The organism is Enterobacter asburiae (assembly GCF_024599655.1).
GTDB lineage: Bacteria > Pseudomonadota > Gammaproteobacteria > Enterobacterales > Enterobacteriaceae > Enterobacter > Enterobacter asburiae_D.
In genome coordinates this window covers 2177589-2200209 of record NZ_CP102247.1, presented here as the reverse complement: position 1 = coordinate 2200209, position 22621 = coordinate 2177589, and the positions used below count along the sequence as shown (strand labels likewise).

The following is a 22621-nucleotide window of genomic DNA, read 5'->3' as shown; positions in this document are numbered from 1 at the left end:
TCAATTGTCGGCCATTTCCTTTCCGGAAGGGCCGACAATTTTTCTTTTTATACCCGCCACAAAATCATTATTTTTCCTTACTATTTTCAGCATCCCTTCGCCCAAACCCGCCATAATTATCTACAGTAAAAGAGTGTTGTTATATTCGGTTACGTGAATTTTTATACGCTCAGTATCCTTTTTAACCTGTCTCGTTTTATTATAAGAAAACAGGGAAAAACAATAAGTTCACTTCGGTTTTGCCGCTGTTTCTCAACGGAAAAGTCGACAGCAATTGAATAATTTGTGCGCTAATGAAAGCTGCGGGAGAAAACATGATGGACGATCTGGAGCAGAATTTGCTGTTTCGCTACATGGGAACTCACAGCCCGTGGTGGCGCTTGTCAGCCGACAGCAACGCTCTGCACCTTTCCACCAGCGAAAATGCCGATGTCACTCAGGTCGTGGCGCTGGACGATGAACAGGCCGATCTCATCCGTCATTTAACCGTTATTACCTCCAGCATTTCCATGTCGCTCTCCCTGTACGGGGAAGATGTTCCGGTTCATCTTGTGGGCCGTAAAATTACCCGTAACGAGTGGGCCGGAACCGCTTCCGCCTGGAACGATACGCCCTCCGTGGCGCGCGATCTGGCTCAGGGGCTCTCATTCGCGGAACAGGTTGTCTCTGAGGCTAATTCCGTCATTGTTATTCTCGATCGGCACGGCAATATCCAGCGTTTTAACCGGCTTAGCGAAGAGTACACCGGCCTGAAAGAGCAGGAAGTGATTGGCCAGAACGTCTTTAAGCTGTTTATGAGCCGTAGCGAAGCGGCCGCTTCAAAGCGCAACATTACCGGTTTTTTTCGCAACGGCAGCTCCTACGAAGTCGAACGCTGGATCAAAACGCGTAAAGGGCAGCGGCTGTTTCTGTTCAGAAACAAATTCGTGCACAGCGGCAGCGGTAAAAATGAAATTTTCCTTATCTGTTCCGGGACCGATATTACCGAGGAGCGCCGCGCTCAGGAGCGGCTGCGCGTGCTGGCCAATACCGATACCATCACCGGCCTGCCAAACCGCAATGCGATCCACGACCTGATTTCTGACGCCATCGACAACCGTGGCGACACGCAGGTAGGCGTGGTGTATCTCGATCTGGATAACTTTAAAAAGGTCAACGACGCTTACGGTCATATGTTTGGCGATCAGCTGTTACAGGCCGTCGCCCTCGCCATTTTAAGCTGTCTGGACGAGGAGCAGGTGCTGGCGCGGCTTGGCGGTGATGAGTTTATCGTCATGGCCACCAATACCTCGCAGGGCTCTCTGGAGGCGATGGCGTCGCGCATTTTAACCCGTCTACGCCAGCCGTTCCGAATCGGGCTGATTGAGATTTATACCGGCTGCTCCCTGGGTATCGCCCTCGCCCCGCAGCATGGGAACGACAGGGAAAGCGTCATTCGTAACGCCGATACCGCCATGTACACCGCCAAGGAGAACGGCCGGGGCAAGTTCTGCGTCTTCTCACCCGAGATGAACCAGCGCGTGTTTGAGTATCTCTGGCTGGATACCAACCTGCGCAAGGCCCTGGATAACGATCAGCTTCTGATCCACTATCAGCCGAAAATAACCTGGCGCGGGGAAGTCAGAAGCCTCGAAGCGCTGGTCCGCTGGCAATCGCCAGAGCGCGGTTTGATCCCGCCGCTGGAGTTTATCTCTTATGCCGAGGAGTCGGGCTTGATTGTGCCGCTGGGCCGCTGGGTGATGCTCGACGTTGTTCGCCAGGTGGCGAAATGGCGCGATAAGGGAATAAACCTGCGCGTGGCGGTAAACGTCTCTGCGCGCCAGCTGGCCGACCAGACTATTTTCAGTGACTTAAAGCAGGCGCTGAAGGATCTGAATTTTGAATACTGCCCTGTTGACGTCGAATTAACCGAAAGCTGTCTTATTGAGAACGAAGAGCTGGCGCTGTCCGTGATCCAGCAGTTCAGCCGACTCGGGGCACAAATTCATCTGGATGATTTTGGCACCGGCTACTCTTCCCTTTCTCAACTGGCCCGCTTCCCTATCGACGCCATTAAACTCGATCAATCTTTTGTCAGGGATATTCATAAGCAGTCCATCTCCCAGTCTCTGGTGCGCGCTATCGTCGCGGTGGCGCAGGCGTTAAATCTGCAGGTGATTGCCGAAGGGGTGGAAAGTGCAAAAGAAGACGCCTTTCTCACCAAGAACGGCGTCAACGAACGGCAAGGTTTTCTGTTTGCTAAGCCGATGCCCGCTGCCGCATTCGAGCGATGGCTAAAACGATATCAAGCGCGAAATCAACGTTAACTGGCTTTGCGCAAGCCCGCCGCGTGATGGCGGTTTTGCAGCGTGACCAGTCGCTCCATGTAGGCAATATCTTTCGGCTCAAGGCAGAAAGCGGCATCTACCCAGTCTTCCGTGATGTCCATAAGTTCACTGCGGGGCAATTGCAGAACGCGCGTACGGGCGCGCAGCATCGCCCTGACGCCATTCAGTTTTGGCCGCAGCGTATCGATGAAGGTTCGGGTGGAGACATAGCTTTGTCCGGGTTCAAACAGGACATCCACCAGCCCGTGCTGTTCGTACCATTCAGCCGTATGGGATTCCCCTTTGTAGATGAGTTCCTCCGCCAGCTTCATGCCTGAACGCCGTGCAACCAGGGAATACCCCCCCATACCCGGAAACAGGTTGAAGGCAATCTCCGGGAAACCCAGACGGGCATCGCGCTGAGCCAGGACGAAATGGTGCGCCAGAGCGGCCTCAAACCCGCCCCCTAACGCACTGCCTTCGACCATTGCCAGAGAGATGGCCCCCGTATCAAACCCCCGTGAGGCCGCATGGACGCAATCAACGCAGGCGCGAGCGTACGCCCGTAACGCTTCCCGACGTCCGTGCTGAATGCACTCAACGAAGAACTGTAAATCACCGCCCGCATTGTACATTTCAGGAACCAGCGAACCGGTTACCCAAAAATCAACCGCAAAACCAGACTGGCGAACCAGCCATGAAAAGTTCATGATCTCCTCAATTAACGCATGGTTAAAGCAAGGGCGTGGCTGAGCCCGCAGCATCATCCAGACCGTGTGACGCTCCGCCTCGTAATACCCTGACAGCTGCGTGAACCGTTCAGTATCGGTAAACAGTGTGCAGGTAGGCTGATTGATAACTGTCATAGTCTAATTCCTCTTATAAAAAAGCGCCTTGCGCGCAGTTTTAGACTAATCCACTCAATAAGCCTGCTGCATGAGGGGGAATAAATTTATCACTTACGTTTATGTAATTTAGTTATTGCATTTTTTCCCTTCTCTTTTGATCCTAATTTCTGCATCATTGAAAATATTAACTTTTCGCGCCTGGGGTGAGAATATGTCGACTATTGACGCACAAGCTGTAGCACAACGAATTGATACCGTGCTGGATATCCTGGTGGCGGGCGATTATCACTCTGCTATCCGTAATCTCGAGATCCTGAAGTCTGAACTTCTTGCTCAGAATGGTGCTGACAATGCGCTTGAAAACAGACAGCCAAAAGCGCCGTGGGAAGTTTAACCCCACCGTCTCCGACCTCGTTTCGCTTTATTAAATGGATGCTATGAATTCCCGACAACAACTCATTTTGCAGATGGTCATCGATCAGGGACGCGTAAGCGTAGTCGATCTCGCTAAAACCACCGGCGTGTCTGAAGTCACAATCCGTCAGGATCTTAATCTGCTGGAAAAACAGAGCTACCTGCGTCGCGCGCACGGATATGCTGTCCCGCTGGACAGCGATGACGTGGAGACGCGCATGATGAATAACTACGCTCTCAAACGTGAACTGGCGGAGTTTGCCGCGTCCCTGGTGAACAACGGTGAGACCGTCTTTATTGAAAACGGCAGCAGTAATGCCCTTCTGGCGCGCACGCTTGCCGATCAAAAGGATGTTACTATCATTACCGTCAGCAGTTATATCGCGCATTTGCTCAAAGAGACGCGCTGCGAGGTAATTCTGCTCGGCGGTATTTACCAGAAAAAAAGTGAAAGCATGGTAGGCCCGCTGACCCGTCAGTATGTCCAGCAGGTTCATTTCAGCAAGGCCTTCATCGGAATTGACGGCTGGCAGCCGGAGACGGGTTTTACCGGCCGGGATATGATGCGCTCTGACGTCGTGAATGCCGTGCTGGAAAAAGAGTGTGAAGCCATTGTGCTCACCGACAGCTCTAAATTTGGCGCCGTTCATCCTTATACGATGGGCCCCGTTTCACGCTTTAGCCGCGTGATTACCGACGAAAGATTGAGCGACGCGCACCGTAATAAGCTGGAAGATGACAGACTGATCGTCAATATTATTAAAACGACCGCCTGAGTCCCCTCCGCGCCCGAATTTCGGGCGCACACGCCCTTCTTTCTCTGAGATGATTCCTGGTACTTCTTTAAGAGTTTTTACCTGTTTAACCTGCATTAAAGTCGTAAAATTAATGTTAGCGATATAACAGGAAGTGACTATCACCTGCGTGATTACGTAACGCCTGCGCGACCAGCTTTCACGGAGAACAGAATTAAGTATTCGATTCGTCTATACTTAACGTGTACATCTTTCCGTGAATCGATAATTCAGGAGAAAGTATTATGACCTTAACCAGCAAAAAATTAGCCGCCGCTGTTCTGGCAATCACTGTAGCAATGTCCCTGAGCGCGTGCTCTAACTGGTCTAAACGTGACCGTAACACCGCGATTGGTGCCGGTGCCGGTGCTCTCGGTGGTGCAGTATTAACGGATGGTAGTACGCTGGGTACATTAGGTGGCGCTGCTGTCGGTGGTATTATCGGTCACCAGGTTGGCAAATAATTATTATCTAAGCCTTCCCCGGTATTGCGATATTTGAACGCATTTCAGGTCTGACATACGCACGTATATAACACGAGCCACGGCATTTGCCGTGGCTCATTTATTTTAGCCGCCTGCCAGTTTGACTTTCATCCCTTTGGCTTCCAGCAGAGATTTTATTAAATCGCGCTTATCGCCCTGGATTTCAATAATGCCGTCTTTCACGGCACCGCCGCAGCCGCATTTCTTTTTCAATTCGGCCGCCAGCTTTGCCAGTTCCGCATCATCCAGGTCAATGCCGGAGATAAGGCAAACCCCTTTCCCTTTTCGTCCACTGGTCTGGCGCTGGATCCGAACGATGCCGTCTCCCTTAGGACGTTCCACTTTCGCTTTCGGCTCATCTATACGCCCGCTATTGGTTGAATAGACCAGACGGCTGTTGGAATCGATCATTATGCCCCCTTTTTCAGCGATGCGTTGATAGCTTTAAGCGTCTCAGCCGGGTTTGCAGACTGCGTCACCGGACGCCCGATGACCATGTAGTCAACACCGGCAGCCAGCGCCTGCTCAGGCGTCATAATGCGGCGCTGATCGCCCACGTCGCTGCCTGCAGGACGGATCCCCGGCGTGACCAGTTTAAAATCCTTGCCCAGCGCTGATTTGAAACGTACCGCTTCCTGCGCGGAGCAAACAACGCCATCCAGGCCGCACTGCTGCGTCAGACGCGCGAGACGTTCGGCATGCTCGGCGGGTGACAACGTCACGCCCAGGTCGCGTAAATCGTTTTCGTCCATACTGGTCAGCACGGTGACCGCAATCAGCAACGGTGCATCTTTACCGAACGGCAGGAGCGCCTCACGGGCGGCCGTCATCATTCTGGCCCCACCCGATGCATGGACGTTGACCATCCATACGCCCAGCTCTGCGGCTGCGGCAACGGCGTGCGCCGTGGTATTCGGGATATCGTGGAATTTGAGATCGAGGAAAACGTCAAAGCCGCGCTGCTGCAGATCGCGAACGATTTGCGGTCCAAACAGCGTGAACATCTCTTTGCCAACTTTCAGACGGCAGTCGCGAGGGTCAATGCCGTCGACAAACGCCAGTGCGGCATCACGCTTATTGTAATCAAGCGCAACAACAACAGGAGAATCCGTAATTACGCGGGAAGTGGAGGATGTAACAGACGTCATGACCAGCCCTTTTCGTCTATGGGCGCGCAGCGGCGCGGAACAGATAAACGGCCAGCATTCTACCTGCCGACGCCGCAAATTGACAGGATCCATTTACGCGCCTGCCAGGCCGGCAAACCGCACGATGCACGGCGTGTGGTAAAAGCCATCAGTATGTTGTAACTAAAATGGGATGTTTTAAAAAATTACTGCCCGTCCAGGCCTCGAATTGGCTTAATGGTGGACCAGGCGCGGCAGGAAGGACAGTGCCAGTAGAGCGTATAGGCGGTAAAACCACACTTCTGGCAACGATAGCGCGGCTTGCTGCGCACCTGCTCGCCAACCATGTCGCGCAGCACCATCAGGCTCTCTTTGGCGCGCCCTTCTTCTGCGTCGTTCAGGTGGTAATCCATCAGCTTATGGAACACCCGCATGGTCGGATGGCGCTGCAGCTGACGCGTAATATAAACCTGCGCGGTGTCGCTTCCCTCATACTGCTCAACAACGTCTGATAGCATCAGTTCAGCGGTGGCGCCGGTATTTTCTTCCACGCAACGACGCAGGAATGCTACCCACTCTTCCTGCTTGTCGAGCTGTTGATAGCAGGTTTGCAGCATTTCCAGCGTTTCACTGACCAGCTCTTTGTCCTGGTCGATAACCCGCAGCAGGCTTTCAACGGCTTTGGCGTAGTCGCCACTCGCCATAAAGACGCGCCCCATCATGATGGAGATTCGCGCGCTGTTGCGATCCGCGGCGGCGCCTTTCTTCAGCAGCGCCATGGCTTTATCCATGTCGTCGTTGCCCATCTGCTGAAGCGCAAGCTCACAGTAGAAATGGGCTATCTCAACGCGCTGCTTATCTTTACCCAGCTTCACCAGACGTTCGGCGGTATCAATGGCTTTCTGCCAGTCGCTGGTGGCCTGATAAATCTGCAAGAGCTGCTGCAGCGCGCCGATGCGGAAATCTGTTTCGTCCACCAGCTGCGCGAACATATCTTCTGCGCGATCGTACAACCCTGCGGCCATGTAATCCCGCCCCAGCTGTTGTACCGCAAGGAGACGTTGATCGTAGGTCAGCGAGGCGCTTTCCATCAGGGTCTGGTGAATACGAATGGCGCGATCGACCTCGCCGCGCGAGCGGAACAGGTTACCCAGGGTGAGATGCGCTTCAACCGTCCCCGTATCCTCTTTCAGCATATCGAGGAACAGGTCTACCGCTTTGTCCTGCTGATTGCTCAGGAGGAAGTTTACCCCCGCAACGTAGTCGCGGGAGAGCCGGTTGGCCTCATCCTGTTTTGTTTGTTGCGCACTTCTGCGGCCCATATACCAGCCATAGGCTGCGGCTACAGGCAAAAGCAGAAACAACAACTCCAGCATAGTCGATTATTCCTTCACGACCGGCACACCAGAGCTTTCCGGGATGTCAGACGCAGGGGCAATGTTATTTTCGAGTCGCTTAATTTTACGTTCAGCGCGCGCAAGAGAAACACGGACTTTCAGCCAGAACAGACCGCAAACCAGCCAGCCAATGGCAAAGCCAGCAGCAAATAAGACCGCCAGCAGGCTCGAGACGCGATACTCACCCTGAGCCAGCAGATAGTTAAACGTCACCTGCTGATCGTTTTGTGCACCCAACGTGACTGAAATGACAAAAATCGCCAATACCAGTAAGAAAATGAGTAAATATTTCACATTACTTCCCGTTATGTGGTTCAAGCGAATAAAGTGTGTTCAACTCACCGCAATCAGCCTTATAAACTACCATTTTAGCGACGAGCGCGAAACGGAAAAAGTGACGCGCAGGTCATGGATCTATGGGCAAAATGCGGAATATCAACCGTCAGGCGTCGGTTTGGTCCCTTTCGGCTATTTCTTCTTTCTCTTCCGGCGGTGGCGTTAGCGGGCCGCAGAATCGTTCAGCAAGCCAGGTGGCCAGCGTCACCAGCAGCCATGAGATCAGCGTGGCGACCACCAGATCCCGCGGCCAGTGCATCCCCAGTAGCAAGCGGCTGCCCATTACCCCTGTTGCCCAAACCAGTAACACCGCGATGGTGATCGTGCGACGCCTCGGCCAAAGCAGCCCGACCCCCAGCAGCGCCCAGCTGGCCGCAAACATGGTATGACCGGAAGGAAACGCAAACCCGGTCTCTTTCTGCCAGTGTTTACGCAGGAATTTTGGAATATCTTCCTGTTCCGCAAGCTGTTCTTTCACCAGCGCGCCGCGATCTTTACGCTTTAAAGTGTAGAACTCATCCACCGGAACATGGTGTGCTTTTTCCAGCCAGACGACAAACGGCCTTGGCTCCTGAACGTTGTCTTTTACCCATGACTTCAGGCCCTGACCAATAACGATTGCCCCACCCAGGATAGCAAAGAGCATCAGCGCCGCACGCAGTCGAAAGCGCAGGCACCACAGAAACCAGCCGCAGAGAATGACGTGGGTAATAATGCCCCAGGGCTGGGTGACCGTTTCCGTAACCCAGTACAACGTTTTAAGCCACGTAGCATTCTGCCCGGGCTGCCACATCCAGCCGGATACCCAAACGGCCAAAGGCATAATCAGTAAAATGGCCGCGCCTGCTGCCGTACGTCTGGCGATTGAAAGCATGTCTTCTCCTTTTTCGCTAAGCGTCACAATCATAACTGAAATTAATCCTTTGGGTGGATATGTCGGATCGTGCGTTTAACGTTCATATAGCATGGTGCCCATTAGGCGAACCTGCTGAGCTTGTGGCAAAATGAACTGATACAGAAAGCAAAACAGGGCAAAGGCACGAAACGTGTCAGCCTACTCTGGAGAATCACATGCAGCTTAAACGTGTGGCAGAAGCCAAACTGCCAACCCCATGGGGCGATTTCCTGATGGTGGGTTTTGAAGAACTGGCAACCGGACAGGATCATGTCGCGCTGGTGTTTGGCGACATTTCAGGGCAGACGCCGGTGCTGTCCCGCGTCCATTCAGAGTGTCTTACCGGCGACGCGCTATTCAGCCTGCGCTGTGATTGTGGTTTCCAGCTGGAAGCCGCCCTGTCTCATATTGCAGAAGAAGGTCGCGGTGTGCTGCTTTATCACCGTCAGGAAGGTCGTAATATTGGTCTGCTGAATAAAATCCGCGCCTACGCGCTTCAGGATCAGGGCTACGATACGGTTGAAGCAAACCATCAGCTCGGCTTTGCCGCTGACGAACGCGACTTCACCCTGTGCGCCGATATGTTCAAGCTGCTGGGCGTGGACGAAGTTCGTCTGCTGACCAATAACCCGAAAAAAGTGGAGATCCTGACCGAAGCGGGGATCAACATCGTCGAGCGTGTACCGCTGATTGTCGGCCGTAACCCGAAAAACGCCCACTACCTGGATACCAAAGCCGCCAAGATGGGCCATCTGCTGAAAGAGTGATGCTAAAAGCCCGGCACGCGTGCCGGGCTTGTTTCTTCAGTCCAGCATCTTACGAATCACATAATGTAAAATGCCGTCGTTCTGGTAATAGGTCAGCTCGGTTGCCGTATCAATACGACACCGGCAGTCCAGCACCTCGGTTTTCCCGTCTGCCCGCGTTAACTTCACCGGCACCGTTTTACCCGGCTGCAGGTTTTGCAGACCGCTAATTTCAATCTGCTCTTCCCCGGTCAGCCCCAGCGTTTTACGCGTCACGCCCTGCGGGAACTCAAGCGGCAGGATCCCCATACCGATCAGATTCGAGCGGTGAATACGTTCGAACGATTCGGCGATGACCACGCGAACGCCAAGCAGGCGCGGACCTTTCGCCGCCCAGTCGCGGCTGGAGCCGGAACCGTACTCTTTCCCGGCGATCACCGCCAGCGGCGTACCTTCCTGTTGATATTTGACCGCTGCATCATAAATCGAAACGACTTCCGTTCCCGGCAGATGGCGGGTCATGCCCCCTTCTACGCCCGGCACCATTTCGTTACGAATGCGGATGTTGGCAAACGTCCCGCGCATCATGACCTCATGGTTGCCGCGACGCGATCCGTAGGAGTTAAAATCACGGCGTTCGACGCCCCGGCTTTGCAGATAACGACCCGCCGGACTATCGGCTTTGATACTCCCTGCCGGAGAGATGTGGTCAGTTGTGACAGAATCCCCCAGCATCGCCAGGATGCGCGCGCCGTGAATATCCTTAAGCGGTGCAGGTTCGGCCAGCATCTCATCAAAGAACGGCGACAGACGAATATAGGTCGAGTCATCCTGCCAGTCATAGGTATCTGAGCCAATAACGTTAATGGTTTTCCATTCCGGCGTGCCTTCAAAGACCTCCGCATACTCTTTGCGGAACATCTCGGTTGAGACCTTTTCAACGGCCTGCGCGATTTCACGCGAAGATGGCCAGATATCTTTCAGGTAGACAGGGTCATTCTTGCGATCGTGGCCAATCGGGTCGGTCACCAGGTTGATATTCATGTTCCCTGCCAGGGCATAAGCGACCACCAGCGGCGGTGAGGCCAGCCAGTTGGTTTTTACCAGCGGGTGAATACGCCCTTCAAAGTTACGGTTGCCGGACAGAACCGCGCCTACCGTCAGGTCGCCCTGCTTGATCGCCGTTTCAATGGGTTCAGGCAGCGGACCGGAGTTGCCAATACAGGTTGTACAGCCGTAGCCCACAAGGTTAAAGCCCAGTTCGTCAAGGTACGGCGTCAGTTTGGCCTGCGCCAGGTAATCCGACACCACTTTGGAACCCGGCGCCAGCGAGGCCTTGACCCATGGCTGAGGTTTTAGCCCAAGCTCTACCGCCTTTTTCGCCAACAGACCGGCCGCCATTAATACGCTGGGGTTCGAGGTGTTGGTGCAGGAGGTAATGGCGGCAATAACCACCGCGCCATCCGGGAGCTGATACTGATGTCCGTTCAGAACATAATCGACCGGACGATGGTCTTTCTGCGCCACGTTCACTTCCAGCGCATTGCTGGCGGCAAAGGCTTTTGGCACGTCACTCAGCGAAACCCTATCCTGCGGACGTTTTGGCCCGGCGAGGCTCGCCTCGACGCTCCCCATATCGAGTTCAAGCGTGCTGGTGAAGACCGGTTCATCGCCCGGGTTTCGCCACATGCCCTGCGCTTTGGTATAGGCCTCCACCAGCGCGACCTGCTCTTCGCTGCGCCCGCTAAGGCGCATGTATTCCAGCGTGACATCATCAATGGGGAAAAAGCCGCAGGTTGCGCCGTATTCCGGCGCCATATTGGCAATGGTAGCGCGGTCGGCCAGCGGCAGTGAATCCAGTCCGTCTCCGTAGAATTCGACAAACTTGCCCACCACACCATGCTTACGCAGCATCTGGGTGACGGTCAGCACCAGATCGGTGGCGGTAATGCCTTCAGACAGCCTGCCGGTGAGCTTGAAGCCCACCACGTCAGGGATAAGCATGGACACCGGCTGGCCGAGCATGGCCGCTTCCGCTTCGATACCCCCGACGCCCCAGCCGAGCACGCCCAGACCGTTGATCATGGTGGTATGGGAGTCCGTGCCCACCAGCGTGTCCGGATAGGCGACCCACTCTTTATCCTGCAATTCACTCCAGACGGCTTTACCCAGATATTCAAGGTTAACCTGGTGACAAATACCGGTACCCGGCGGGACCACACTAAACCGGCTGAATGCCTGCTGGCCCCACTTCAGGAACACGTAGCGCTCGTGGTTACGCTCCATCTCCAGACGCACGTTCTCGCCAAAGGCGTCGTCATCACCAAAGCGGTCAACGGTTACGGAGTGATCAATGACGAGGTCAACAGGGGAAAGCGGATTCACTTTGGCCGTATCTCCGCCGAGACGCTTAACGGCCTCGCGCATCGCGGCTAAATCAACGACGGCAGGGACACCGGTAAAGTCCTGCATCAGCACCCTTGCCGGGCGGTAGGCGATTTCTCTGTCGGCATGGGCTTTTTCAAGCCACCCTGCCAGCGCCTGGATATCGTCGAGGGTGACAGAGTCACCGTCCTGCCAGCGCAACAGATTTTCCAGTAAAACTTTCAATGACTTGGGTAAACGCGAAATGTCCCCAAGCGTTCTGGCAGCCAGCGGCAGGCTGTAGTAATGCCAGGTTTTGTTTTCTGCCTGTAATGTGTCCTTACTGGCTTCGCGTAGGGTTAACGACATAAGCTCCTCCTTAATCACAGAGATGCCCCGACAATCATCAGGGCCGTAATTAAAGATAACACAAAGATGTCGTAACGTTTTGATAACAACCCAAATTGATAAATTTCGGATTGGTCCAGAATGGGAAAACAAAAAACCCCGCCGTAGCGAGGTTTTACAATTTAGTGGAGGGCCAACCAGATGAGCTGACTCCAGAACAGAATCGACACGGTAAAAACGCCGATCCATGACCAGTATTTGTGAGACGTCATGTTATTCATCATAGGGACACCAGGCATTATTTATAAAAAGTTCCGAGGTAAGTCCTCAGTGCTATATTGCTGATGTGTATTTATTAAAGAGTACAAAAGTGCAGAGTCGATATTCAGACTATTTGCATCATTACGCAATTAACTAAATTATTGTTTTTTGGGTTCGTCTTCTGCGAACACATCAATAAACGCTTGCTGCTGCGGCGTCAGTTTCCAGGACGCGGGTACAACAGTCGCAGGTGCTTTACGCCCTCTGTGGCCGTTGTCACGATGTTGACAAATCTGTTTTACCGTTTCTGTACGTACCGTCACTGCCATATTTAACCCCAATATTTCCAGGCCAGGAGAGCAACCACCACCCAAAACAGGGTAGAGACGAGAAAGACCGCCAGCCAGGCTTTACGCTTGAGCGCAGGATCCCTTTGCGGTTCTTCACTTCCTGAAGGCATTGCTAACCTCATACAATCGATATCGCTTATCATTTAGGACCAAACAATTGGTACAATTAATCATCTGTTGAGATAAATCCTAAAGAAACTTTAGCCGAAAAGCCAGTGAATTTACGCACCGGGAGGTATGAAATATTCAATCTTTTGACCAGAAATAAATAATTGAAAAGAAAAATTTGCGAAGGCGTAAATTAGTTTCTACTTTTGTCGCCAATTCACGACATTATAACCTTACACGTTAAATGGATAATGACATTATATGACAGGGAGTGCGTAGATGATGATAATTCTAATTTAGCTTTGAGGCGTTATTTCGGTATCTTTCCGTAAGGGAAAGATACCGGGTGTGATTATTTTTCGGGGAGTTTGATGTCTTTAAACATCTCTTCAATATCTTCATTTGAGCGTAATGCAACGGCGGTATCAACCACATCACGCGTTAAATGAGGGGCAAAGCGCTGAATAAAATCATACATATAGCTGCGCAGGAAGGTGCTGCGACGGAATCCAATCTTGGTGGTGCTATGACTGAAAACATCGTGCGCATCAAGACGCACCAGGTCAGGGTCTGACACCGGATCCACCGCCATGCTGGCAATGACGCCCACCCCCAGACCAAGCCGCACATAGGTCTTAATCACGTCGGCATCCGTCGCGGTAAAGACTATGCGCGGCGTTAGTCCTGCCCGGTTAAAGGCCGTATCAAGCTCGGACCGGCCGGTAAAGCCAAACGTGTACGTCACCAACGGATATTGCGCCAGCTCTTCGATAGAGACCGATCCTTTACCCGCCAGGGGGTGATCCGGGGTCACCACGATAGAACGGTTCCAGTGATAGCATGGAAGCATGACCAGATCGTCATACAGGTGAAGCGCTTCGGTGGCGATGGCAAAGTCTGCATTACCCTTGGAAACGGCTTCAGCAATTTGCGTTGGCGAGCCCTGGTGCATATGCAAAGAGACGCGAGGATAACGCTCGATAAAGCCTTTGATAACACCGGGAAGCGCATAGCGCGCCTGGGTATGCGTCGTGGCAATATACAGCGAACCTTTATCCGGCCAGGTATGTTCCCCTGCCACTGACTTAATCGCATCGACTTTGGAGAGGACTTCCCGCGCAATGCGGATGATTTCCTGCCCCGCAGGCGTCACCTGGGTAAGATGCTTACCGCTGCGGGCAAATATCTGGATACCTAACTCATCCTCCAGCATACGAACTTGTTTGCTGATGCCCGGTTGCGAGGTATATAGCCCCTCGGCGGTTGAAGAGACGTTAAGGTTATGATTCACCACCTCAACGATATAACGAAGCTGCTGTAATTTCATGCCAGACCATCCGATTTAGCGCATGCGGTCAATCGCTTAAGACGATTTAATAATAAGAAACAGGTTAACTATAACCACTATATCATTTATAGCCTGACTGTATAGTACGGAACAAAAAATAATAACAAGGCAATAAAAAAGGGCCGGAAATCCGGCCCTTTTACAGGTAAGTTACGGTAAGGGAAGATTATTTCTTGCCTTCAACCCATTTGCCATCGACAAAGAAAGCTGACCATCCGGTCGCTTTACCCTCTTTCTCGGCCGCAACATACTGCTGCTTGGTTTTACGGCTAAACCGCACCACGGTTTTGTTGCCTTCCGGATCCTGCTGTGGCGCATCGGCCAGATAACGCAGTTTCTCAGGCAGACGATCGCGGAAGCGGTGCAACTCTTCCACCAGCGGCGCGCGAGTTTCACGCGATTTCGGGAAGGTGTTGGCGGCGAGGAAGACACCCGCAGCCCCGTCACGCAGCACGAAGTACGCGTCGGATTTCTCGCACGGCAGTTCTGGCAGCGGAACCGGATCTTCCTTCGGCGGAGCCACTTCACCGTTACGCAGAATTTTGCGCGTGTTTTTACACTCGTCGTTGGTACAGGCCATGTACTTACCGAAACGCCCCATTTTCAGGTGCATTTCAGAGCCACACTTCTCACACTCCACAATCGGGCCGTCATAGCCTTTAATGCGGAACTCACCCTCTTCGATCTCATACCCGTCACACGTTGGGTTATTACCGCAGACGTGCAGCTTACGTTTTGGATCGATCAGGTAGCTATCCATTGCCGTGCCGCATTTTTTGCAGCGGCGTTTGGCACGCAGAGCGTTAGTTTCCGCATCGTCACCTTCCAGCACGTTGAGAACTTCGTTCTCCGGCACCAGGTTGATGGTGGTTTTGCAGCGCTCTTTTGGTGACAGCGCGTAGCCGGAGCAGCCAAGGAAGACGCCCGTGGTTGCGGTGCGGATCCCCATCTTGCGGCCGCATGTTGGGCAGTCGATGCTGGTCAGAACCATCTGGTTAGGCAGCATGCCGCCCTCTTCAGGATCCTTCTCCGCTTTTTCAAGCTGGTCGGTAAAGTCGCTGAAGAAGCTGTCGAGTACCTTTTTCCATTCCGCCTGATGGCTGGCAACCTGGTCGAGGCTGTCTTCCATTTGCGCGGTGAAATCGTAGTTCATCAACTCGCGGAAGTTAGCTTCCAGACGGTCGGTGACGATCTCACCCATTTTTTCCGCATAGAAACGACGGTTTTCAACGCGTACGTAGCCACGGTCCTGAATCGTCGAGATGATGGACGCGTAGGTCGACGGACGACCAATACCGCGTTTTTCCAGCTCTTTCACCAGGGACGCTTCACTGAAGCGCGCAGGCGGCTTGGTGAAGTGCTGTGCCGGAACCAGATCGACAAGCGACAACTCGTCACCTTTATTAACCGCAGGCAGCGTTCTGTCTTCATCGCCTTTACGCAGCGCAGGCATCACTTTCGTCCAGCCGTCGAAGCGCAGAATACGACCCCGCGCCTTCAGGCGGAAATCACCCGCGCCGACGGTCAGCGTTGTGGAGTCGTACTTCGCAGGCGTCATCTGACAAGCGACAAACTGGCGCCAGATCAGCTGATACAGCTTCTGCGCATCCGCTTCCATATCTTTTAACGATTCCGCGAGGACGGAGACGTCGGAAGGACGAATTGCTTCGTGCGCTTCCTGGGAATTCTCTTTGCTGGCGTACTGATTCGCACTTTCCGGCAGATATTTTTTGCCGAAATTGTCGCTGATATAGCCGCGAACCATATTCACAGCGTCCTGGCTCAGGTTGGTGGAGTCAGTACGCATGTAAGTGATGTAACCCGCTTCATACAAGCGCTGCGCCATCATCATGGTTTTCTTCACGCCATAACCCAGACGCGTGCTTGCAGCCTGTTGCAGCGTAGAGGTAATGAACGGCGCACCCGGCTTGCTGCTGGTCGGTTTGTCTTCACGTTCCAGCACTTGATAGCGTGCTTTTTCCAGCAGCGCAACGGCGGCCATGGTCTGGTCGCGGTTTTCTGGACGGAAAGGCTTATCGTTGTGATGACTGACCTGCAGCGGCAGAGCGTCACCGCCCGGCGTGGTCACATTGGCGTCAACTTCCCAGAACTCTTCCGGCACGAAGGCTTTAATTTCGCGCTCACGCTCAACGACCAGACGCACGGCGACGGACTGCACACGACCTGCGGACAGGCCACGGGCAATCTTCTTCCACAGCAGTGGAGAAACCATGTAGCCCACAACGCGGTCCATAAAGCGACGTGCCTGCTGTGCGTTTACACGGTCAATATTCAGTTCGCCCGGCTTCTCAAACGCCTGACGAATCGCATTCTTCGTAATTTCGTTAAACACTACACGGCTGTAGCGTTTGTCATCACCACCAATCACTTCCCGCAGGTGCCACGCAATGGCCTCCCCTTCGCGGTCAAGGTCGGTTGCGAGATAGATGTGGTCTGCTTTTTCAGCAAGCTGCTTCAGCTCGTTAACGACTTTTTCTTTCCCGGGCAGCACTTCATATTGTGCATCCCAGTTGTGCCATGGGTTCACACCCATGCGGTTGACAAGCGCGCTACGTTCATCCTTTTTAGGCTTTTTAGCCCCTTTGGTGGAGGTAGAGTCTGCGCTCTTTTTGCTGGCTGAGCCACTGGTCGGCAAATCGCGGATATGACCCACGCTGGACTTAACCACGTAGTCATTACCCAGATACTTATTGATCGTTTTGGCTTTTGCCGGGGACTCAACGATGACGAGAGCTTTACCCATATTCACCTTTACCTAATTTAATTCTTCCAGGAATACGCCGCACGTTGATTTCCCTTCCGCTGACGACGAGCCAATGATATTGCGACTGCGTCAGGAGATATCAACCCCTTTGTCTTACCGGGCGTTAAAGAAAAGACGCCCAGGTGATTGAGTTTTCGGGTATTTTTCTCACATCTCGTGTAATTCGTGACGAATTCCCGGTTGAATGTCAAGCAATTCTGTTGCCAGAATGACGAAAGCGCACACTCTACCTGATAAAATTCGTTACGCAACTTTATTAGCATGCAAAAGCAAATCCCGCCAGCCAGGCCCCTGCACCTTATCCCCTCACATTACAGGGAAAATTTGCCCCCAAAGCGCCCTCGGCGTAGACTATTGTCACTGTTTAAGGAGTGGATTATGCAGAATACGACCCAACCTATTGACCGAGCCTCTCTGCTTATCGAAGCAAACAAGCTTATTCGTGACCATGAAGATACGTTGGCGGGCATTGAAGCCACCGGCGTCGAGCAGCGTAATGGCGTGCTGATTTTCAGCGGCGAATACTTCCTTGACGAGCAGGGGTTGCCGACCCCGAAAAGCACCGCCGTGTTTAACATGTTCAAATACCTGGCGCATACGCTTTCCGAGAAATATCACCTGGTCGATTAATGCAAAACGCGAGGCATGTGCCTCGCGTTTTTGTTTACAGCAGCGGTTTTTGTCCGCGCTGTAGCCAGCGCAGCAGCAGGCGGTCCGCGCTTTCCGCCGCGCTGTTGGTAAAGCGGTCAAGGAGTCGCTTACGCTGGGTAAAGCGCACGCCCACCAGTTCCCGGCCCTCCATCAGGTTGAGCAGCAGATCGTCGCTGGTTCCGACGTCATCCACCAGCCCTTTCTCCTGCGCCTGGACGCCGTACCAGTGCTCCCCCGTCGCGACCTGTTCAATATCGAGCGTCGGACGCATACGGTGCACAAAATCTTTAAAGAGGTGATGCGTTTCGTTGAGATCTTCACGGAATTTTTGACGCCCTTCTTCCGTGTTTTCCCCTAGCAGCGTCAGGGTACGTTTGTACTGACCCGCCGTGTGAAGTTCGATATCAATCTCTTTATTTTTCAGGAAGCGGTTAAAGTTCGGAATTTGCGCGACCACGCCGATCGAGCCAATAATGGAGAACGGCGCGGCAACAATTTTGTCCGCCACGCAGGCCATCATGTAGCCACCGCTGGCCGCCACTTTATCCACCGCCACGGTCAGCGGGATCTGTTTTTCACGCAGGCGCTGCAGCTGTGAGGCGGCCAGCCCGTAACCGTGAACCACCCCGCCGGGGCTTTCAAGACGCACGACAACCTGATCCTGCGGCGTCGCCACGGCCAGTACGGCAGTCACTTCCTCCCGCAGAGAGGAAACCTCATGCGCATCCATACTGCCTTTAAAATCGAGCACATAGACACGTGGCGTAGCCTTATCCTGCGGCACATTGAGCTTTGCTTTTGCCTTTGCCGCTTTGGCTTCCTGTTTATGCTTTTTCTTCTGTGCTTTCAGCCAGAGTTTCTGTTGATGACTATCAAGCAGCGCCAGAGACATCTCTTCCTGCATCTCTTTATACTGCTCACTCAGGCGGGTGATGCGTAACTCCCCTCGCTGACGCTTGCGCTGCGTCAGGTTGACAATCAGAACGGCAACCACCGCAATGGCAATCACCACCGTCGCGATTTTGGCCAAAAACAACCCATATTGAGAAAGTAATTCCACGCGTTCCACCTTGATTTAACCACGAATCTTTCACGGCAGTGTACAACAGCCCTGCTCATGCGTCTCGCTCGTGACATTACCTCTGCGAGCCGCCTTCAGGAATCCCCGCCCTGGAGTTTAAATATTTGCAAATTGTTAATTTTACAGTAATGCGTCCTGTAGACTGATTGAATTATTAGGCTAATTCGGGCATAAAGCCGAAAAGTCATCATAAAGGCGCCACTGCGTTACCGGTCGCCTGAGGAGTCACCGTGCATTATCAACCGCAAAAAAATCTGCTGCAAAACCGGATCATTCTTGTCACAGGTGCCAGCGACGGGATTGGCCGCGAGGCGGCCCTGACATACGCCGAATACGGCGCAAACGTTATTTTGATTGGGCGCAACGAAGAAAAACTGAAAAACGTCGCTCAGGAGATTGAGGCTGTAAGCGGCACGCCGGCCCCGTGGTATACACTGGATTTGCTGACCTGCACGCCCGCGGTGTGCCAGGAGTTATCCCAGCGCATCGGCGCCCACTATCCGAGACTCGACGGCGTGCTGCATAACGCCGGCTTGTTAGGTGAAGTGCGTCCGATGGATGAACAGGATCCTGATATCTGGCAGCAGGTGATGCAGGTCAACGTCAACGGCACGTTTTTCCTCACACAGGCATTGCTTCCTTTATTACTGAAATCCGAGGCAGGGTCCCTGGTCTTTACCTCTTCCAGCGTTGGCCGTGAGGGTCGCGCTAACTGGGGAGCCTATGCCGTATCAAAATTCGCGACCGAAGGCATGATGCAGGTGCTGGCGGAGGAGTATCAGAGCCGCCATCTGCGCGTAAACTGCATTAACCCGGGCGGTACGCGCACCAAAATGCGCGCCAGCGCGTTCCCGAGCGAAGATCCGCAGAAGCTGAAAACCCCGGCAGACATTATGCCGCTCTATCTCTGGCTGATGGGCGACGACAGCCGCCGCAAAACCGGGATGACCTTTGACGCCCAGCCGGGCCGTAAACCAGGAATTTCGCAATGAGTGAAGAACGTCATCAGCAGCGCCAGCAGCGTCTGAAAGAACAGGTCGATGCGCGCGTCGCGGCGGCACAGGACGAGCGTGGGATCGTCATCGTCTTTACCGGCAACGGCAAGGGGAAAACCACCGCCGCATTCGGCACGGCGACACGCGCCGTCGGTCACGGGCAAAAAGTGGGCGTGATCCAGTTTATTAAAGGCACATGGCCCAACGGCGAGCGGAATTTGCTCGAGCCTCACGGCGTCGAGTTTCAGGTCATGGCGACCGGGTTTACGTGGAATACCCAGAACCGGGAAACGGACACCGCCGCCTGTCTCGCCGTCTGGGAGCATGCAAAGAGAATGCTGGCCGATCCCTCGCTGAATATGGTTCTGCTGGATGAGATCACCTATATGGTCGCCTACGACTACCTGCCGCTGGAAGCCGTGCTGGATGCTCTGAAGAACCGTCCTGTACACCAGACGGTTATCGTCACGGGGCGCGGGTGTCATCGGGATATTCTGGAAATGGCCGATACCGTCAGCGAGCTGCGTCCGGTCAAACACGCGTTTGATGCGGGCATCAAAGCGCAAATTGGTGTTGATTACTAAAAGAAAAAAGCCCGGTGAATTCACCGGGCTTTTATATTAACCGTTGTTATTACGGCTGCCGGAGCGGCGGCTGCTGCTCACCTGGCTGTGACGCTTCACCGCACGACGGATCTGATTCGCCTTCATGCGACGACGGTCTTTTTCCACCGCCACTTTTGAGGTGGTTTCCGGCGTCAGGCCGACCAGCTCGCGCAGGTAGTTGGTTTGGGTCAGATCCAGTTCGGTATAACCGCCGCGTGGCAGTCCTTTCGGCAGCAGAATGTCGCCGTAACGGACACGGATAAGACGGCTTACCTGGACGCCTACCGCTTCCCACAGACGACGCACCTCGCGGTTACGTCCTTCGGTCAGGGTCACGTTGTACCACTGGTTAATGCCTTCCCCACCGGTAAACTTAATGGTTTTGAACGCCGCAGGGCCGTCTTCCAGCTGAACGCCACGCGACAGATCGCGCAGTTTGTTCTCATCAACCTGGCCAAATACGCGCACCGCGTATTCACGTTCCACTTCACGGCTTGGGTGCATCAGACGGTTTGCCAGTTCACCATCGGTGGTAAACAGCAGCAGACCGCAGGTGTTTACGTCCAGACGACCGACGGCAATCCAGCGAGCGCCACGCAGTTTAGGCAGACGGTCAAACACCGTCGGGCGACCTTCCGGGTCGTTGCGGGTGCACAGCTCGCCTTCCGGCTTGTAGTAAGCCAGTACGCGACAGATTTGTTCAGCAGATTCCTTCACGGAGATAAGATGACCGTCGATGCGGATCTTCAGCCCCGGTACGATTTCAACGCGGTCACCCAGCGTGGCGATTTTACCGTCCACACTCACGCGGCCCGCTTCAATAATGGCTTCGATTTCACGGCGTGAGCCGTGGCCGGCGCGCGCCAGCACTTTCTGTAACTTCTCGCTCATTGAGCTTCCTCAGGTGTCGCCTTCACAGGCGTCTGGTGTACTTTCTAAAACAACGAGTTAACGCTAAAATTAGACTAACTCGCTGATCTGTAACTATTTCATGGCACACAGCATGGCAAACAACGTGTCACACAAGCTGTCACACACAATGATTCGTGGGCGCACATACTACACGAATTTTAGACTAAATGATTCAACAAGTTTTGTGCGTCTGAGTCTTGGTACTGACAGTCAAAAACAAGCCGAAGTGGTCATGAATCAGATCCGCCCATACATTCCTCTCGTTCAGAATGGGACAATGGGTATTGAAGAGTTTAAGCGGACGATTCAAGGCTACCGAGCCGCCACTAAGCAGGACTTTGATAGCTATCTACTATGTGCCCTTGAAAGAGATGTTGCCGAAGTGGAGCGCCTCCCAGAGTTGGGCCAACAGTGCCCCCGCTACTCCTCGGTGCTCTACCGTACATCCTCCCCCTCGGATATTTGGGGATGGTCGGGGTAAAAACCGGGAGAGCCTCAAAATTCGCGCTTAATAGCTCATACAATGGCGAAGAGCATCACCCCCTTGCCTTGGTAAACATTACATACCCCCCGATCATCTCTTCTACGTGACCGTAATCACGGCCCGGAATGATCCTAAGCAGCTAAACAAAATAGGTTTTTAACTACTCTTTTTTTGGGAAAACTTGCAGTGCATACATGACCAATTATTGGTCGGCTTAATCCCGTATCCTGGTACACCGTCATGAACGACAGAGCGCAGGTGAAGCTTCTTATTGTCCCCTTCGTAGCATCTCGGACAGAAAGGAGTTTCATCACCTTCTTTCCAGTACAACGGCGGCTTAAATACGAACGTTGATTTATCTACCAACTGTTCTTCAAGGTGCTTGTTTTTTTGTTCAGCGTCGAAAAGCAAAGTCTGGGTAGTTATCGCTTCGATTTTGGCGTTAGCAAGTTCAACCATCAGATTAGCCAACTCAAGTTTGAGCGTTGCCTTGTCCAGTTCATCACTGTTATTCGCCAGTTTCTGGGTGATGCTCACCGCTTTATCAAGGATTCCAACCGCTGCCGCCGTACCTGCCAAAATGCCTGCCATAGCGTCCCATGTCTGAGATTTGTTGAAGATTAATGCTCACCACTTTACCGGATAACCTTCTGTTACGAAACGAAGTTTCACTTAGGCCTAATACTTGTTGCGCATGTGGTTATTGCTTGTAAAATGACCTCTGTGATTATTTCTATAACAAGTAGAGGGACTTATGAAACAGTACAACAACGATCTTACCCCTGACATCATTGCATCTTTAGATGCTCCTCGTTATACCGACAACCAACTGTCCGAAATAAATGAAGAAGCCCGCCAACTCGTTATCGGGCAGTAAGAGTACGCCGAACACCATCCAGTTACAGCTATCTATCGTACAGCCGTTGCCGGAAGCCGCACTCTTCGGGGCGGCGTTGTCGATGAGCCTAATCCAGATCCGAG

25 protein-coding genes are annotated in these 22621 nt (G+C 53.2%); 10 read left to right on the top strand and 15 right to left on the bottom strand.

What is annotated here, in order from left to right; translation table 11 throughout:
- The first annotated feature begins 314 nt into the window (after positions 1 to 314).
- Complete coding sequence (pdeR, locus tag NQ230_RS10375) at positions 315 to 2306, top strand: cyclic di-GMP phosphodiesterase (protein ID WP_032658288.1); 1992 nt, start codon at positions 315 to 317, stop codon at positions 2304 to 2306.
- Here pdeR and NQ230_RS10370 read toward each other — a convergent pair.
- On the bottom strand, positions 2303 to 3172 hold the full coding sequence (locus NQ230_RS10370; RefSeq protein ID WP_257261049.1) for a crotonase/enoyl-CoA hydratase family protein: 870 nt from the start codon (positions 3170 to 3172) through the stop codon (positions 2303 to 2305). The two genes, pdeR and NQ230_RS10370, sit on opposite strands and share 4 nt — an antisense overlap.
- Before the next feature lie 193 nt (positions 3173 to 3365).
- Here NQ230_RS10370 and NQ230_RS10365 point away from each other — a divergent pair, with 193 nt between their 5' ends.
- From NQ230_RS10365 to osmB, 3 genes are all read left to right on the top strand, one after another.
- Positions 3366 to 3548 carry a YciZ family protein gene (locus NQ230_RS10365; protein WP_121423970.1) on the top strand — a complete coding sequence of 61 codons (183 nt, stop codon included), beginning with the start codon at positions 3366 to 3368 and terminating at the stop codon, positions 3546 to 3548.
- A 43-nt stretch (positions 3549 to 3591) separates the two neighbouring features.
- Positions 3592 to 4344, top strand: a complete 753-nt coding sequence (gene yciT, locus NQ230_RS10360; RefSeq protein ID WP_257261047.1) for a DNA-binding transcriptional regulator YciT — start codon at positions 3592 to 3594, stop codon at positions 4342 to 4344.
- A 263-nt stretch (positions 4345 to 4607) separates the two neighbouring features.
- Complete coding sequence (osmB, locus tag NQ230_RS10355; protein WP_008501216.1) at positions 4608 to 4826, top strand: osmotically-inducible lipoprotein OsmB; 219 nt, start codon at positions 4608 to 4610, stop codon at positions 4824 to 4826.
- A gap of 105 nt (positions 4827 to 4931) precedes the next feature.
- On the opposite strand, the gene yciH is transcribed toward osmB, so the two are convergent.
- The 5 genes from yciH to pgpB all read right to left on the bottom strand — a co-directional run bounded on the left by yciH (position 4932) and on the right by pgpB (position 8581).
- Complete coding sequence (gene yciH / locus NQ230_RS10350) at positions 4932 to 5258, bottom strand: stress response translation initiation inhibitor YciH (RefSeq protein WP_257261044.1); 327 nt, start codon at positions 5256 to 5258, stop codon at positions 4932 to 4934.
- On the bottom strand, positions 5258 to 5995 hold the full coding sequence (gene pyrF / locus NQ230_RS10345; protein WP_159514348.1) for an orotidine-5'-phosphate decarboxylase: 738 nt from the start codon (positions 5993 to 5995) through the stop codon (positions 5258 to 5260). Before pyrF ends, yciH begins: the two co-directional genes overlap by 1 nt.
- A 185-nt stretch (positions 5996 to 6180) precedes the next feature.
- Entirely contained in the window at positions 6181 to 7350 is a 1170-nt protein-coding gene (gene lapB, locus NQ230_RS10340; protein ID WP_023312066.1) for a lipopolysaccharide assembly protein LapB, read from the bottom strand.
- Between the two features lie 6 nt (positions 7351 to 7356).
- Positions 7357 to 7665 carry a LapA family protein gene (locus NQ230_RS10335; protein WP_023312067.1) on the bottom strand — a complete coding sequence of 103 codons (309 nt, stop codon included), beginning with the start codon at positions 7663 to 7665 and terminating at the stop codon, positions 7357 to 7359.
- A 148-nt stretch (positions 7666 to 7813) separates the two neighbouring features.
- Entirely contained in the window at positions 7814 to 8581 is a 768-nt protein-coding gene (pgpB, locus tag NQ230_RS10330) for a phosphatidylglycerophosphatase B (protein ID WP_121424395.1), read from the bottom strand.
- Positions 8582 to 8778: 197 nt separating this feature from the next.
- Here pgpB and ribA point away from each other — a divergent pair, with 197 nt between their 5' ends.
- A complete protein-coding gene (ribA, locus tag NQ230_RS10325; protein ID WP_121423974.1) occupies positions 8779 to 9369 on the top strand; it encodes a GTP cyclohydrolase II in 591 nt (196 codons plus the stop codon).
- A gap of 36 nt (positions 9370 to 9405) precedes the next feature.
- Here the strand turns inward: ribA and acnA are convergent, their stop codons facing one another.
- The 6 genes from acnA to topA all read right to left on the bottom strand — a co-directional run bounded on the left by acnA (position 9406) and on the right by topA (position 16891).
- On the bottom strand, positions 9406 to 12081 hold the full coding sequence (gene acnA, locus NQ230_RS10320; protein ID WP_257261043.1) for an aconitate hydratase AcnA: 2676 nt from the start codon (positions 12079 to 12081) through the stop codon (positions 9406 to 9408).
- 161 nt (positions 12082 to 12242) lie between these two features.
- Entirely contained in the window at positions 12243 to 12341 is a 99-nt protein-coding gene (ymiC, locus tag NQ230_RS10315) for a small membrane protein YmiC (protein WP_032623144.1), read from the bottom strand.
- A gap of 138 nt (positions 12342 to 12479) precedes the next feature.
- Positions 12480 to 12650 carry a YciX family protein gene (locus NQ230_RS10310; protein ID WP_257261041.1) on the bottom strand — a complete coding sequence of 57 codons (171 nt, stop codon included), beginning with the start codon at positions 12648 to 12650 and terminating at the stop codon, positions 12480 to 12482.
- Positions 12651 to 12652: 2 nt separating this feature from the next.
- Positions 12653 to 12793 carry a YmiA family putative membrane protein gene (locus tag NQ230_RS10305; protein ID WP_213327741.1) on the bottom strand — a complete coding sequence of 47 codons (141 nt, stop codon included), beginning with the start codon at positions 12791 to 12793 and terminating at the stop codon, positions 12653 to 12655.
- A gap of 338 nt (positions 12794 to 13131) precedes the next feature.
- A complete protein-coding gene (gene cysB, locus NQ230_RS10300) occupies positions 13132 to 14106 on the bottom strand; it encodes an HTH-type transcriptional regulator CysB (RefSeq protein WP_024907120.1) in 975 nt (324 codons plus the stop codon).
- 187 nt (positions 14107 to 14293) lie between these two features.
- Positions 14294 to 16891 (bottom strand): type I DNA topoisomerase, encoded by a 2598-nt coding sequence (topA, locus tag NQ230_RS10295; protein WP_029740526.1) that lies wholly within the window; start codon positions 16889 to 16891, stop codon positions 14294 to 14296.
- 399 nt (positions 16892 to 17290) lie between these two features.
- Between topA and NQ230_RS10290 the strand changes: the two genes are divergently transcribed.
- Positions 17291 to 17542 carry a YciN family protein gene (locus tag NQ230_RS10290; protein WP_023312072.1) on the top strand — a complete coding sequence of 84 codons (252 nt, stop codon included), beginning with the start codon at positions 17291 to 17293 and terminating at the stop codon, positions 17540 to 17542.
- A gap of 34 nt (positions 17543 to 17576) precedes the next feature.
- On the opposite strand, the gene sohB is transcribed toward NQ230_RS10290, so the two are convergent.
- The gene (gene sohB / locus NQ230_RS10285; protein ID WP_257261037.1) at positions 17577 to 18623 is read right to left on the bottom strand and encodes a protease SohB; all 1047 of its coding nucleotides are present in this window, start codon (positions 18621 to 18623) and stop codon (positions 17577 to 17579) included.
- Between the two features lie 251 nt (positions 18624 to 18874).
- On the opposite strand from sohB, the gene NQ230_RS10280 reads away from it, so the two are divergent.
- Positions 18875 to 19636: a YciK family oxidoreductase gene (locus NQ230_RS10280; protein ID WP_213820836.1), complete on the top strand. Its 762-nt coding sequence runs from the start codon at positions 18875 to 18877 to the stop codon at positions 19634 to 19636.
- Positions 19633 to 20223 carry a cob(I)yrinic acid a,c-diamide adenosyltransferase gene (cobO, locus tag NQ230_RS10275; protein WP_024907116.1) on the top strand — a complete coding sequence of 197 codons (591 nt, stop codon included), beginning with the start codon at positions 19633 to 19635 and terminating at the stop codon, positions 20221 to 20223. The genes NQ230_RS10280 and cobO overlap by 4 nt, the downstream gene beginning before the upstream one ends.
- Before the next feature lie 36 nt (positions 20224 to 20259).
- Here cobO and rluB read toward each other — a convergent pair whose 3' ends face one another.
- A complete protein-coding gene (rluB, locus tag NQ230_RS10270) occupies positions 20260 to 21135 on the bottom strand; it encodes a 23S rRNA pseudouridine(2605) synthase RluB (protein WP_023312076.1) in 876 nt (291 codons plus the stop codon).
- Between the two features lie 112 nt (positions 21136 to 21247).
- Between rluB and NQ230_RS10265 the strand changes: the two genes are divergently transcribed.
- Complete coding sequence (locus NQ230_RS10265; RefSeq protein WP_257261034.1) at positions 21248 to 21637, top strand: hypothetical protein; 390 nt, start codon at positions 21248 to 21250, stop codon at positions 21635 to 21637.
- 159 nt (positions 21638 to 21796) lie between these two features.
- Here the strand turns inward: NQ230_RS10265 and NQ230_RS10260 are convergent, their stop codons facing one another.
- Complete coding sequence (locus NQ230_RS10260) at positions 21797 to 22231, bottom strand: hypothetical protein (RefSeq protein WP_257261032.1); 435 nt, start codon at positions 22229 to 22231, stop codon at positions 21797 to 21799.
- Between the two features lie 163 nt (positions 22232 to 22394).
- Between NQ230_RS10260 and NQ230_RS10255 the strand changes: the two genes are divergently transcribed.
- Entirely contained in the window at positions 22395 to 22517 is a 123-nt protein-coding gene (locus NQ230_RS10255; RefSeq protein ID WP_257261030.1) for a hypothetical protein, read from the top strand.
- Positions 22518 to 22621: the final 104 nt, after the last annotated feature.